Here is a 15,208-nt window from a genome sequence, read left to right on the forward strand (position 1 = left end):
AGTCTGTCGCGATTTATAATGAGAAAAGGCCGCATCTGGCCCTAAAATACAAAACGCCCGATGAAGTTCACCGGGCGCTTTAAACTGAAATAAGTGTCAACTTATATCAGGACTAGTCATTTCTTGCACAACCACCAATCTTTGTCTACTTTTTGCTCAATGGTAAGCAGGGAAGCAACGTTACCAGTGAGATACGCCGTTGTCATGACGCGCTCTTCGTCATGATCAGTCTCGACCGCTTTGCCCCCCTGTTTATCCGCAAGCACCTTTCGAATTAAAAGCAATAAAAGGTGATGTACAGCTTCTCATTATCCGGTAGTCACCTGCGTATAGCTCGCGGTTATCTGTTGTTGTATTTCGCTGCCGGTAGCGTAATTAAGGAAAACGCAATGGAAAACATGAAACTTACTCTCTGTGGCGCAGCCATGACAGCGGCGTTGCTGTCTGGCTGTGGTGGCAGCTCTGACTCAGATACGACGATTCAGGATCCGCCGCCACCGCCACCTGCTAATACCGCACCAACCACAGAAAATGACGTGGCTGACACCTTAAACGGTGCTGCCATTACCATTGACGTGATTGCCAATGACGCGGATGCCGAAGGCGATACCCTGACCATCACCGAAATCTCTGACACCGCGACACTCGGGAGCGCGGCCATTGATGGCAACATGATTGTCTATACCCCACAGAATCTCGCGATGGGTGTGGATACCCTCACCTATGAAATCAGCGACGGCGAAAATACCGCCACGGGTGAGATCACCATCACTAACCGTCAGTCGCTGGTCCTGTCAGGACTGGTGACCGATGCGCCGGTCGCCAATGCGGAGGTATCAGTGACGGTAAATGGTGAAACCTTTACCACCCAGGCGGACGCCTCCGGCAGCTATGAGCTGACTATCACGGTCAGTGGTGATGACAATGAAAGCATGCTGCTAAGTGGTAACGGTGTGGGCGAACAAAGCCATATCAGCCTGGTATCGTCATTAGGCTCATTCACCGACACGCTGATGGCACTGACCGGCGAAGATACCCCGGCCAGCAATGCTCCACGCCTGATGGCCGCCGAAGACGGACGCACCATCAGCAGTGACAGTGATGCCTCGCTGATTGTGTCACATGTGTCTACCGCTTCAACCCTGCTCTATGGCGAGTATGTTGAAAACGGGGGAGAAGGCACTTTCTCTGACTTTAGCTCTGAGCTCAACGACGACGCCCTGATGGCACTGGCTGGCTTTATCAAACTGCTGGCCGACAACCCGGATTACCCGCTGCCAGAGGGCGAAACCACGCTGACCATATTCAGTAACCCTGACACCTCCATTGAAGAGGCCACTACAACCTACCTGCAGGAAAATGGCTTTCTGAATGAGGACGGCACGCCTACCGAAGAGCACCAGAACGCGCTCAATGACGCCATTGAAGAAACCCTCAAAGATGAGGCGCTGGCTGCAAAATACACCAGTGATGATGTTGCAGGTGCTACCTGGGCACAGTTCTTCTCGCGCAAAACACTGGTCTATGGTGGGGATGTCTTTACCTTTAATGAAGATGAAACGGGCACCACATCACGGTCGGACTATTTTGGTAGCGTGATTATTTCTGATTTTGAGTGGGAAATTATCGACGGTGTCCTGTCTGTCACATTCACGTCAGGTAATGAAAGTATCAGTTACTCTTTTTGCAGCAACGAACAGAACGACTGGTTCATTGAGCAGTGGGGAGAAGATGCCGCAACGACGATGGCAGAAATGTGTGAGGCAGGACTGGTGCCTGGCAACCAGCCAATCATTACCGCAACCCGCGTCTCTGATCAGTTTTTGAAAAACAGCGACTCAGATGGTGTTGTACGTAGCGCCTGGACATCCAATTTCCAGTACACCCTGACGCTGAATCACGATGCAGAAGTACCGGTGTCATTCAGCTACACCACCAGCACTACCTCAGTGATGAAGTATGCCGATATGTCGTCAGTGATCGCAGTGTCTGAAGACGCGGTGACTGAATCTGACTGGGCGCTGTATTTCAACTCGCAGAAAACGTTTTACATAGATGGTGAAGCCGAACCCATTGAGGAGTATGACGGTCTGATGTATGACGTGGTGTCTTTTGACGGCGATAAGACGCTGTCTACCGAAATGGGCGGCATGGCAGGTACATGGAATGTGGCTGGCGACGCACTGAGTATGTCAGTCGGAGGTAACACCTATCATATCCAGCCTTTTAAAACCTTTGGAACACGCCTCTTGGCACTCTTCCGCACCTCAAATGAAGAAGGTAATTACCAATACGTAGCACAACTGGTACCGGTTGATGAGGCCGCTGTCGCTGAGGTAGAGGTAACATCTGATCTGCCGGTTATCTGGACCGCTATGATTAATGGTCACATTGAGGGCTACTGGGATGGCGATGTTCCGTCCCTGGACATTCTTTTTGGGTATCATTTTGCCGAAGACGGTACATTCGGACGTTATTATCCGGACACCAGAGACGACAACCAATCCATCATTACTGACAAAGACAATCTGAACTGGCAGTGGTCTCGTGATGGCAACACAGTGCAAATGGACGGATTTGTACCTTACGCTTACAAGCGACGCAGACAATGGCGACTGATAACCATTGAAGAGGATGGCATGATGTTTTCTCTTGAGTCCTTCGGCTGGCTGTACAGTGAATATTGGGGTGGAGATACTCTGATACTCCCACCACGCCTTGCCCCGGTAAAGCAATACAACTGGCAGGAGCTTTATCCTGAACAGTGGGAAAACTCGACCTTCTCCGCTACACCGGATGGTATGTCTAAAGACGAGATCATGGCGCTGGACAAGCGATACGAGAAGTTATCTCACTAAATATGCGTCCAGGCATTTCCGGCAACGCAACAGCCCGCATTATGCGGGCTGTTTTTTTGTAACAGTGTATGTCTGACAGAAATAAGTGATTGCCTGAACAAAATTTAAACGCTAGTTTAAGCGCCAATGGCAAGGACGCTACGAACCCTACTTCCCCGTCGATTTCGTTATGTTGTTCCTTCCCACAATTTTCCAGCGCACCGGCGTGAACCAGCCTGGAAACAGGAAATTAATGCTCCCTCGAAGGATCAAAAATGAACAATAAAAAAATACCATTTCGGGCACTGACACTATCCGCCACTGTCAGTTTACTTATTGGCTGTGGCGGTTCATCAAGCTCTGCACCGACACCAGAAACGCCACCACCGCCACCCGCTAACACTGCACCAACCACAGAAAATGACGTGGCTGACACCTTAAACGGTGCTGCCATTACCATTGACGTGATTGCCAATGACGCGGATGCCGAAGGCGATACCCTGACCATCACCGAAATCTCTGACACCGCGACACTCGGGAGCGCGGCCATTGATGGCAACATGATTGTCTATACCCCACAGAATCTCGCGATGGGTGTGGATACCCTCACCTATGAAATCAGCGACGGCGAAAATACCGCCACGGGTGAGATCACCATCACTAACCGTCAGTCGCTGGTCCTGTCAGGACTGGTGACCGATGCGCCGGTCGCCAATGCGGAGGTATCAGTGACGGTAAATGGTGAAACCTTTACCACCCAGGCGGACGCCTCCGGCAGCTATGAGCTGACTATCACGGTCAGTGGTGATGACAATGAAAGCATGCTGCTAAGTGGTAACGGTGTGGGCGAACAAAGCCATATCAGCCTGGTATCGTCATTAGGCTCATTCACCGACACGCTGATGGCACTGACCGGCGAAGATACCCCGGCCAGCAATGCTCCACGCCTGATGGCCGCCGAAGACGGACGCACCATCAGCAGTGACAGTGATGCCTCGCTGATTGTGTCACATGTGTCTACCGCTTCAACCCTGCTCTATGGCGAGTATGTTGAAAACGGGGGAGAAGGCACTTTCTCTGACTTTAGCTCTGAGCTCAACGACGACGCCCTGATGGCACTGGCTGGCTTTATCAAACTGCTGGCCGACAACCCGGATTACCCGCTGCCAGAGGGCGAGACCACGCTGACCATATTCAGTAACCCTGACACCTCCATTGAAGAGGCCACTACAACCTACCTTCAGGAAAATGGCTTTCTGAATGAGGACGGCACGCCTACCGAAGAGCACCAGAACGCGCTCAATGACGCCATTGAAGAAACCCTCAAAGACGAGGCGCTGGCGACCAACTACACCAACGATGATGTTGCGGGTAAGACCTGGGCACAGTTCTTCTCGCGCAAAACACTGGTCTATGGTGGGGATGTCTTTACCTTCAATGCAGATGGAACAGGTACAGCGTCCCGCGCTGACTACAACGGTGCCGTGGTTATTTCTGATTTTGAATGGGAACTGACCGACGGTGTCGTGTCTGCCACATTCACGTCTGGCAATGAAAGTATCGGTTACTCTTATTGTGGCAATGAACAGAACGACTGGTTCATTGAGCAGTGGGGTGAAGAAGCGGCTGCCAGCATGACCGCAATGTGTGAGGCCGGTCTGGTGCCCGGCTACCAGCCAATCATTACCACCACCCGCGTCTCTGATCAGTTTTTGAAAAACAGCGACTCAGATGGTGTTGTACGTAGCGCCTGGACATCCAATTACCAGTACACCCTGACGCTGAATCACGATGCAGAAGTGCCGGTCTCATTCAGCTACACAGACAGCGCTACCTCGGTGATGAAGTATGCCGATATGTCGTCAGTGATCGCAGTGTCTGAAGCCGCGGTGACTGAATCTGACTGGGCGCTGTATTTCAACTCGCAGAAAACCTACTACGTAGAGGGTGAGGCCGAGCCGATTGGCGTATATGACGGTCTGATGTATGACGTGGTGTCTTTTGACAGTGATAAGACGCTGTCTACCGAACTGGGTGGCATGGCAGGTACATGGAACGTGGCCGGTGACGCACTGAGTATGTCAGTCGGAGGCAACACCTATCACATCCAGCCGTTTAAAACCTTTGGAACACGCCTCTTAGCGCTCTTCCGTACTTCAAATGAAGAGGGCAGTTACCAATACGTAGCACAACTGGTACCGGTTGATGAGGCTGCTGTCGCCGACGTGGAGGTAACATCTGATCTGCCGGTTATCTGGACCGCCATGATTAATGGTCACATCGAAAGTAGCTGGAACGAGGATATTCCGACTGTTGATATCCTGTTCGGTTTCTACTTTGACGAAGATGGCACCTTCGGGCGCTACTATCCTAATTTCGATGATGACTATCAGTCATTTATCACAGATAGAGAAAGCCTTAACTGGCAGTGGTCCCGGGCAGGAAATACCGTACAGATGGACGGTTACAGAGAAGATATTTACAAGCGACGCAGACAATGGCGCCTGCTTACCGTTGAAGACGATGGCATGATGTTCTCGCTCGAATCGTTCGGCTGGTTATACAACAGTGAGTATTGGGGTGAAACAGATCCTCTGCTCCTGGCCCCCCGTCTTGCCCCGGTAAAACAATACAACTGGCAGGAGCTGTATCCTGAACTATGGGAAAACTCCAGCCTGTCCGCTGCGCCGGTAATCATGTCGCAGGAAACGTTGAAGGCGATGGATAAAAAATACGAAGACGTGTCACGTTAATCGTTAACGTTCGCTTGTTATTTAGCGAAAAGCCCGCCATCAGGCGGGCTTTTTTGTTTGATAACTGCCAAATAAATCACACCTTTTCTATCAGGCTAACTACACTGGAAATACAGCATTATCGCTTGCAACGAAAGGAAGCCTCCGTGTTTTTCAGAAAACGAGAAGATTCGCCGACGATCATTGACCACGAAGCCCAGGCAGAACAACAAATGGCATCTGCCCTGCTCAGTAATCTGCGTACCAGTGTGCCCTGTATGGAAACCACAGGCGGTGGTGAAATCACCTACGTTAATTTGCCAGTAGCAAAGCTGATGTCACGGGCCGAAAACACGTTACTGAATACCTCTATTACCACGCTGTTTGACAGCCACTGGGGAGAACCCGGAAAGTTCAAAGACTGGTGCCGAACGGCCAGAGAACGTCAGGAAAGCCGCTGGCTGTTACCCTTCCGGCAGCAGGACGGCCTGCTTAGCTGGTTCAGTGTATTAACGCTGTATACAGGAAATCCTCAGGGCCAGTCTGACCACTACCTACACATTGTTGAAGATATCACTGACCAAAAGCGCCAGTTACGAGACAGCTCGCGCATGAATGCCGCCATCAACCGCTCTATGGTCGTGGCAGAATTCGACACGACAGGAAAGTGCCTGGCATTTAATGACAACTTCGCCAATGCCTTTCATTTAAAAGGAGTAAAACCCGAGCAGATCCAGCACAAACAACTGTGTCCACCGAATATCATCAGCGACAGTGAACATCGTCAGATGTGGGACGCATTAAAGCAGGGGCAGTTCATCCCGGGTCTGTTTCCCCGGCAAACCCCTAATGGCGACCCCGTCTTCATCGGGGGAAATTATAACCCCATCAAAAACGGCAAGAATGAGGTTTATAAAGTGATTTTGTTTGCCACTAACGTTACCCAGCGGGTACTGGGTGAGCAGGCAGTACAGGCCACTATACGCGACACGTCGGTTGAAACCGAACAGGTTGCTGTAGAAGCGTCACAAACCTTCGAGATGATGTCCTCTTCAATGCAAACCGTATCAACAGAGCTGACCGGTGTTGCCGGCGAAATGGATAAGCTGCTGGCGCAGTCTGAGAAGATCAGTGCTATCGTCAGTACGATTACAGGTATTGCCGAACAAACCAATTTGCTGGCGCTGAATGCTGCCATTGAGGCCGCCAGAGCAGGTGAGCAGGGCCGCGGGTTTGCCGTGGTCGCTGATGAAGTCAGGGCACTGGCCGGCAGAACCAGCAAATCGACGGAGGAAATTAATGATGTGGTCAGTGCCAATGAGTCACTGACCGGCAGTGTCGCGAAGCGCCTTGGCAGTACCTGCGAACAGGCGAATCAGGCGTCAGACATGGTCAGCGAAGTGGCCAATGCCATTGAACGCCTGAATGACGGACTGCAAAAGGTGGTAAACGCGGTGCAAACGCCGTAAATCGGGCGACGACGGCCACAATCAGCCATATCGCCCGCGTACCCACTATCTGCGTTCCTGAATAGTCATGCATCACCCCCCCGGTGTGCAGCAAGATTATTCAAACAGTGCTTTGTGCAGTTCTTTTACTACATCCGAACTGGTCGCTTCATCCACCAGAAATGACATATTGTGCGGATTGGCCCCAAAACAAATCATTCGCAGGTTGTAATCTGCCACTGCAGCGAAAATGTTGCTGGTGATCCCCGGTGCAGATTGCATGTTGTTTCCGACCACCGTAACCAGATCATACCCGTCTTCCACTTTCACATCGCATAGCGTTTCCAGTTCCGCGATGGTTTCTTTATTAAGACGCTGTGCCACCGAGTTAGCAGGATTATCCAGTGTAAACGACACTGAGATTTCTGAGGTGGTCACCAGATCCACACTTAAACGGTGTTTAGCAATAATTGCAAAGACCTGCTGCAGGAAGCCCTGGGCATACATCATTTTGGGAGTTTTCACTGTGACCATCACCTGCTCTTTGCGGCGGGTAATTGCCCGATATGGCGGCTCATGTTCACAGTCACGCATGATCCAGGTACCGCCCTTCTCCGGCTCTTTACTGGAACCGACAAACACTTTAATGTCTTTGCGCAGTGCCGGCTCCATGGTGGCTGGATGCAGTACCTTCGCGCCGAACGTTGCCATTTCAGCGGCTTCCTCAAAGCTTAATTCAGGCAGTGGACGGGCTGCGGGTGTAATTCGCGGATCGGTGGTGTAAACGCCGGTGACATCGGTCCATATTTCACAGGCCTCGGCATCCAGGGCTTCTGCCAGCAGCGCAGCAGTAAAGTCTGACCCGCCGCGACCGAGCGTGGTGGTGCGACCTTCTGCGTCGGCCCCGACGAACCCTTGCGTGACCACCACAGCATGCTCAATTTCCGGGCTCAACAATTGTTCTGACAATGTTGCAATAGCAGTAATATCCGGGGCTGCGGCACCGAACTCACTGTCGGTTCTGAGCACCTTGCGCACATCAAAGTTGATGGTTGTGGCCCCCTGCTCTGCCAGCACTTCGGCAAATAACAGCGATGACATACGCTCGCCCATCGACAACAACTGATCTTTTAAGTCGTGGCGGTGCAGTATTTCCTCATGAAATGCCAGGCTTCGCATTTCGTCCAGCAGATCCTGTAGTTTAGGCTCCACATCTGACTTGTCCTGAAGCGCATTGACGATGGCCAGCTCGATATCAGTAATGGCCTGACAGGTGGCTTCAATCTGATCCTGGGTAAGCGCGGTGTGAGCCAGCGTAACCAGATGATTTGTCACGCCTGCGGCAGCACTGACCACCACAATACGGGTATCTGGATTACTATGCACAATGCGGGCGCAATTTTGCATTGCGGGATAGTTCGCAACGCTGGTACCACCAAACTTGGCAATGGTTAAAGCATTTGTCACGGTCAACTCCGGTTGTTCGGGTTCAACGATACAATATCGTTAGTGTCGGATAATGATCTGGTCACCGGCACGTACGCCGTGCTCAGCGAACCAGCCCTGGTTCATTTCCAGCGCATACGTCACCACTTTCGATGCGCCGACCGACGTCAGGTCATGCGGCTTGAGTGGTTTTATGTCGGTAATCACGCCGTTTCTGTCGATAAATGCCACGTCCAGCGGAATCAGCGTGTTCTTCATCCACATGCTGGCCTGCTTTTCGGGCTGGAATAAGAACAACATTCCGCAGTTTTCGCACAGGCTCTCGCGAAACATCAGACCGCGTGCCCGCTGCTCAAACGTGTAGGCAAATTCCACCGGGTACGTGGTGTCGTTAATTTCAATCTCTGCTTTATCAAACGCCACCGGCACTTCGGTAAAGCCGGTCAGCAAAAGCAGCAAGCCAATCAGTACCGCACGTGACAACACTCGCATAGGTCTTCCTTACTGGTATAAAAAAAGCCGGGCCCTTACGGTGCCCGGCTTGTCAGTTTATACGCCAAGTCAGGCAACGTTCAACGTTGGGATGATCTTAGCTTTGGCATCTTCTTCCGCTTTCTTGAAGCTGTCGATCTTGTCGAAGTTCAGATAACGATAGACATCAGCTGCCATTGAATCAATCTTACCGGCGTACTCCATGTACTCTTCCGTTGTAGGAATACGGCCAACGATAGCACCCACCGCGGCAAGCTCAGCAGACGTCAGGTATACGTTAGCGCCGTCACCCAGACGGTTAGGGAAGTTACGGGTAGACGTAGACAGTACCGTCGCACCGGCATCCACGCGTGCCTGGTTACCCATACACAGTGAACAGCCCGGCATTTCAGTACGCACACCGACACGACCGTAAATGTTGTAGTAGCCTTCTTCCATCAGCTGCGCTTTGTCCATCTTAGTTGGTGGTGAAATCCACAGACGGGTAGGCAGTGTTTTGTTGTACTGCTCAAGCAGCTTACCGGCGGCACGGAAGTGACCAATGTTGGTCATACATGAGCCGATGAAGACCTCATCTACTTTATCGCCGGCAACGTCAGACAATGTCTTCGCATCATCCGGGTCGTTAGGGCAGCATACAATAGGCTCTTTGATGTCATTCAGGTCAATCTCAATCACTTCAGCGTATTCTGCGTCTTTATCAGCACGCATCAGCTGCGGATTCGCCAGCCATTCTTCCATCTTCTGTGCACGACGCTCAAGGGTACGCGGATCGCCGTAGCCTTCGTTGATCATCCAGCGCAGCATGGTGATGTTTGAACGCAGGTACTCGGCAATCGACTCTTCAGACAGGTTGATTGTACAGCCGGCAGCAGAACGTTCTGCTGATGCATCAGACAATTCGAACGCCTGCTCAACGGTCAGATCTTCCAGACCTTCAATCTCAAGGATACGACCTGAGAACGCATTGATCTTGCCTTTCTTCTCAACGGTCAGCAGACCCTGTTTGATGGCATACAGAGGAATCGCATGTACCAGGTCACGCAGTGTGATACCAGGCTGACGCTTACCTTTGAAGCGAACCAGGATCGACTCAGGCATATCCAGTGGCATAACACCGGTCGCCGCCGCAAAGGCCACCAGGCCAGAACCCGCAGGGAATGAAATACCCAGAGGGAAACGGGTGTGGGAGTCACCGCCGGTACCTACAGTGTCAGGCAGCAGCATGCGGTTCAGCCAGCTGTGGATAATACCGTCGCCAGGACGCAGGCTTACACCACCACGGTTCATGATGAAGTCAGGCAGTGTGTGCTGAGTTTCGATATCAACCGGCTTAGGATACGCCGCCGTGTGACAGAATGACTGCATGGTCAAATCGGCAGTAAAGCCAAGACATGCCAGATCTTTCAGTTCGTCGCGGGTCATAGGACCGGTAGTGTCCTGCGAACCAACCGTCGTCATCTTAGGCTCAACGTAGGTACCCGGGCGAACGCCCTCCATACCACATGCCTTGCCCACCATTTTCTGTGCCAGGGTGAAACCCTTGCCACTGTCAGCTGGCTGCTCTGGCTTACGGAACAGATCTGATGGACCCATGCCCAGAGACTCACGGGCTTTTTCGGTCAGACCACGACCGATAATCAGGTTAATACGGCCACCTGCACGAACTTCGTCCAGGATAACCTTAGACTTATAATCGTACTCAGCCAGCACTTCACCGGTTTCATGGTTAGTGATTTTGCCTTCATACGGGTAGATGTCGATCACATCACCCATGTTCATTTTTTCTACATCGGCTTCAAATACCAGTGCACCGGCATCTTCCATAGTGTTGAAGAAGATAGGCGCCACTTTACTGCCGATACAGACACCGCCACCGCGTTTGTTAGGAACGCCTGGCAGGTCTTCACCGAAGAACCACAGTACAGAGTTAGTCGCCGATTTACGTGATGAACCGGTACCGACAACGTCACCGACAAAAGCAACCGGGTAACCCTTGCTCTTCACTTCTTCAATTTGTGACATTGGACCCACTACACCATGCTCTTCCGGCGTCAGGCCGTCACGGGTCATTTTGTACATTGCACGGGCGTGCAGCGGGATGTCAGGACGAGACCATGCATCCGGTGCCGGAGACAGGTCATCTGTGTTGGTTTCACCGGTTACCTTGAACACGGTGTAGGTCATTTTGTCGTCCATCTTCTTACGTGAAGTGAACCACTCACCTTCTGCCCACGACTTCATAACGTCAGTCGCGTGGCTGTTACCTGCTTTGTGCTTTTCTTCCACGTCATGGAAGGCATCAAACATCAGCAGAGTATGTTTCAGTTCTTTCGCTGCCAGTGGCGCCAGTGCGTCGTCATCCAGCAGGTCAACCAGGGTCGCGATGTTGTAACCGCCGTGCATGTTGCCCAGCAGTTCAACTGCTTTCTCACGTGAGATCAGGTCACATGACTCTTCACCTTTTGCGATGGCACTTAAGAATCCGGCTTTAACGTAAGCGGCTTCGTCAACACCAGGAGGAACGCGCTCAGAAATCAGTTCCAGCAAAAAGTCTTCCTCGCCTGCCGGCGGGTTTTTAAGAAGTTCTACCAGGCCCGCTACCTGTTCAGGGTTCAGCGCTTTGGGAGGGATCCCCTCGGCCGCACGTTCTTCTACGTGTTTGCGATATTCTTGTAACACGATCTCTTCCTCTTGGTTATACCTGCCACACAAAAATGAACGGTCTTGTAGCAGGTCATGACTGATAAATCGGCGGAATTATAACGGCTTGGTGCATAAATTTGAATGTTAATCCGGTTTTACTGCGTTTATAGCCGGTATTCAGCCCGGCTATTGCGCCGGCACAATTTCAAGCAGCTGTGCATTATCACCGTCAGTCAGCACAACAACCGCACCTGCTCGTGACTGTGTGACGTCACGAAGCCGTTGATTGAGCGTAGCAAATATTGGCTGAATCTGTGGTGTTTCTTTCGTCAAATCGACATGCAATAACTGTTTCGCTTTTAGCGTGGTGACCAGCAAACTGCCCTGCAGTGACGGAAACAGGCTACCTGTGTACCTGACCATGCCCGACGGCGCGACAGACGGTGTCCAGTTAACCAGTGGCGCGGTCATACCAGGATACGCGCTAAATGGAGAAATTTTCGCGCCACTGTAGTCCAGACCCAGCGTCGCCACCGGCCAGCCGTAATTGTTGCCCGCTACAATCTGATTGATTTCGTCTCCGCCAGCCGGGCCATGTTCATGGGCGAAAATAGTCTCTGACTGTTCGTCGACCACCAGCGCCTGTGGATTTCGGTGGCCCAGGGTGTAAACGTAGGGCGCATCCGGGAACGGGTTGTCAGATGGTGCGGTTCCATTTTCCTGAAAACGCAGAATTTTTCCAAACTGGGACGACATGACCTGAGCTTGTTCGCGATAGTCAAAGCCGTCTCCGGATGTCACCAGCCAGGTACCATCATTCAATACTGCCAGTCGGCCTCCATAATGCACCGGCGTCGCGCGTGTGGGTGTAACTTCCAGTACCGGGGTAATATTTTTAAGCTGCCCGGTCGGCGCCATATCTGCGTTGGCGATCACCATGGTGTTGGCGTCAGCGGTCCCCTTTACGTAGGTCAGCATGACTTTACCTGACAGAGTAAAATCCTGGGTCAGAGCAAGGTCAAGCAGTCCGCCCTGCCCGTCGACATACAGCCCGGGTAACGGCACGCGATAGCGGGTCAGACTGTCGTCATCGGCAACCACCACATGGCCGTCACGTTCGGTAATTATCCAGCGTGAATCGGGCAATTCCACCGCCGTCCAGGGCTTGTTAAGTGGACCAGCAATCGGCGTCACGGTATACGGCGGCGTTTCCTGTGCGGACACCACTAAACTGACAAACAGCATACCGGCACTAACGAGAAGTCGGATCATAAGCCTGATAAAGATAAAAGCTAAGGTGGTGGTATCCTAAACGGGAAAAACGGAAAATGCGATCAGGTTAGTATGCTGACATCTTTTTTGGTTATGCTGTCGTATATCTGTTGTCAACCCGGCTAACATTGCCAAATCACATTACACAACGCTGAGGAACCCGCAGTGGCAGTACTATTCCGCTTTATTGTGACACTGATCCCCGCCTGGATTGTGGCATACGTGCTCGCCAGCATCTGCCACTCACAGATGGTACTGACCGGGCTGACGTCGGTCGGCGTGTCCATTCCAGTGAAAGACTGGCTGGCAATGACAGTTTATGATCTGTGGGGGCTGCTGCCCGCCTATGGTTCTGCAATGCTGGTGGCATTGTTGCTGGCGATGCTGGTTGTGCGCTTTTTGCTGCGACCACAGTTACCCTCGCGCGCCTTAGCGCTGTATATGCTGGCCGGCGCACTGGCTGTCATGACCATGCTGCTGGCCATGCAGCCGCTGCTCAATGTCACCTTAATTGCGGGTGCACGCAGTACCGCCGGGTTTATTCTGCAGGCACTGGCCGGAGCGGCGGGAGGGGCGGTATTTTGCCGGCTACGCCTGCTGAATAGTTCTCCATCAGCCTCATGAATATTTGATCATTATGTAAACATAGTGTGAAAGCTTTTGATGCTTTGCTAAGGTTACAGCTTGGTGCGATTTACGCGTTAGTCTTCAGGAAGTACCACAATGAACGAATTGCAATACCCGGATAACGTAACCTGCCTTGCTGACTACATCGAGTCCGTCTTCAGTAAATACGCAGACAACCCTGCATATACCGCGCTTGGCCAGACATTGACCTTTGCCGAGATTGAACAGCACTCGCGCGCGCTAGCGGTATATTTTCTGGAAGAAGCAGGCCTGAGCCCTGGCGACCGTGTCGCCATTCAGCTGCCCAATCTTATTCAGAACCCTATCGCGGTGTATGGCGCGCTCCGTGCAGGGCTGGTTGTCGTTAATACGAACCCGCTGTATACCGAACGGGAAATGCGTCATCAGTTTTCCGACAGCGGTGCGGTTGCGCTGGTTATCCTTGATGATTTGATGGGCAAGTTCAAAGCCGTAGAAAACGACACGGCAATCCGCTGTGTGGTGTCAACGACGGCGACAGAACTGCTGAACCCGGCGACAGCTCCTTCGCGTGACGACGCGATCGCACTCACCGCCATTCTGGAAAAATATAAAGATGCCACACTGCCAGCGCGTCCTGCCGGTAGTCTGGACGATCTCTGTATGCTGCAGTACACCGGCGGCACGACGGGCCTGTCGAAGGGTGCCGCACTGAGCCATCGTAATGTTCTGGCTAACAGCCTGCAGACACTTGGCCGTCTGGGCGCCAACTTCCGCGAGGGTGAAGAGGTAGTTATTTGCCCGTTACCGCTGTATCACATTTATGCGTTTACCGTGTGCATGATGACCTTTTTTGCCAAAGGCGCACATATTGTTCTGATCCCCAACCCGCGGGATATTGACGCCTTTATCGGCGCTATTAAGCCGTATGCGTTTACCACCTTTGCCGGTATCAATACCCTGTTCGTCGGTCTGGGTCGCCACCCCGAATTCGGCAAACTCGATTTCTCTCAGTTACGACTCACGCTGTCAGGGGGTACTGCACTGACGCAGGCCGCCGTGGGCATATGGAAAGAGGTAACCGGGTGTACCATCACAGAAGGTTACGGGCTGTCTGAAACCGCGCCTGTGCTGTGCTTTAATAACCCGGGCGCAGAGGAAATCGGCACCGTGGGGCTGCCGCTGGATGCCACAGAAATTGCGCTGCTGGACGCCCATGACAAACCGGTCGCTGACGGTGAGGCTGGTCAGATTGCGGCACGTGGTCCCCAGGTCATGCTGGGCTACTGGCAGCGTGACGATGAAACCGCGAAAGTGATGACCGACGACGGTTTCTTTAAAACCGGTGACATCGGTATACGTACCGAGTCCGGCGCGATTAAAATCGTCGACCGTCTGAAAGACATGATTCTGGTCTCAGGCTTTAATGTCTACCCGAACGAAGTAGAAGATGTTCTGACCTCACATGACAGTGTGATGGAAGCCGCCGTTATCGGTAAGCCCGATGACAAGAGCGGTGAGCGTGTCTGCGCCTTTGTTACGTTGTCTGAGCCGGTAAGTGAGGACGCCCTGATTAGCTACTGCAGAGAACAGCTTACAGGCTATAAAGTACCGCGTGAAATTACGGTACTGGACGAACTGCCAAAGTCGACTGTAGGCAAAATATTGCGACGGTCACTGCGGGATGCGAATTAGTTGGCGAAGTAAAAAAATAAAGCCCGCATGAAGC

General features: G+C 52.2%; 8 protein-coding genes and 1 pseudogene. 5 read left to right on the plus strand and 4 right to left on the minus strand.

Annotation, left to right across the window (positions count from 1 at the left end; translation table 11 throughout):
- The first annotated feature begins 389 nt into the window (after nucleotides 1–389).
- The 3 genes and pseudogenes from AB1N33_RS15620 to AB1N33_RS15630 all read left to right on the plus strand — a co-directional run.
- A complete protein-coding gene (locus AB1N33_RS15620; RefSeq protein WP_411272498.1) occupies nucleotides 390–2,858 on the plus strand; it encodes an Ig-like domain-containing protein in 2,469 nt (822 codons plus the stop codon).
- 254 nt (nucleotides 2,859–3,112) lie between these two features.
- Nucleotides 3,113–5,590: an Ig-like domain-containing protein gene (locus AB1N33_RS15625; RefSeq protein WP_411272499.1), complete on the plus strand. Its 2,478-nt coding sequence runs from the start codon at nucleotides 3,113–3,115 to the stop codon at nucleotides 5,588–5,590.
- A 644-nt stretch (nucleotides 5,591–6,234) separates the two neighbouring features.
- Nucleotides 6,235–6,969 (plus strand): annotated as a pseudogene (locus AB1N33_RS15630) (methyl-accepting chemotaxis protein); the annotation flags it as partial.
- A 165-nt stretch (nucleotides 6,970–7,134) separates the two neighbouring features.
- Here the strand turns inward: AB1N33_RS15630 and lysC are convergent.
- From lysC to AB1N33_RS15650, 4 genes are all read right to left on the minus strand, one after another.
- Nucleotides 7,135–8,484 (minus strand): lysine-sensitive aspartokinase 3, encoded by a 1,350-nt coding sequence (lysC, locus tag AB1N33_RS15635; RefSeq protein WP_411272500.1) that lies wholly within the window; start codon nucleotides 8,482–8,484, stop codon nucleotides 7,135–7,137.
- 39 nt (nucleotides 8,485–8,523) lie between these two features.
- Nucleotides 8,524–8,955: a DUF192 domain-containing protein gene (locus tag AB1N33_RS15640; RefSeq protein ID WP_411272501.1), complete on the minus strand. Its 432-nt coding sequence runs from the start codon at nucleotides 8,953–8,955 to the stop codon at nucleotides 8,524–8,526.
- Between the two features lie 69 nt (nucleotides 8,956–9,024).
- Complete coding sequence (gene acnB / locus AB1N33_RS15645; protein WP_411272502.1) at nucleotides 9,025–11,637, minus strand: bifunctional aconitate hydratase 2/2-methylisocitrate dehydratase; 2,613 nt, start codon at nucleotides 11,635–11,637, stop codon at nucleotides 9,025–9,027.
- A 150-nt stretch (nucleotides 11,638–11,787) separates the two neighbouring features.
- Complete coding sequence (locus AB1N33_RS15650) at nucleotides 11,788–12,873, minus strand: PQQ-dependent sugar dehydrogenase (protein ID WP_411272503.1); 1,086 nt, start codon at nucleotides 12,871–12,873, stop codon at nucleotides 11,788–11,790.
- A 165-nt stretch (nucleotides 12,874–13,038) separates the two neighbouring features.
- Between AB1N33_RS15650 and AB1N33_RS15655 the strand changes: the two genes are divergently transcribed.
- Nucleotides 13,039–13,497, plus strand: a complete 459-nt coding sequence (locus AB1N33_RS15655; RefSeq protein WP_411272504.1) for a hypothetical protein — start codon at nucleotides 13,039–13,041, stop codon at nucleotides 13,495–13,497.
- Nucleotides 13,498–13,596: 99 nt separating this feature from the next.
- Nucleotides 13,597–15,174, plus strand: a complete 1,578-nt coding sequence (locus tag AB1N33_RS15660; protein ID WP_411272505.1) for an AMP-binding protein — start codon at nucleotides 13,597–13,599, stop codon at nucleotides 15,172–15,174.
- Nucleotides 15,175–15,208: the final 34 nt, after the last annotated feature.

This window comes from Alteromonas nitratireducens, assembly GCF_040812025.1.
GTDB lineage: Bacteria > Pseudomonadota > Gammaproteobacteria > Enterobacterales > Alteromonadaceae > Alteromonas > Alteromonas nitratireducens.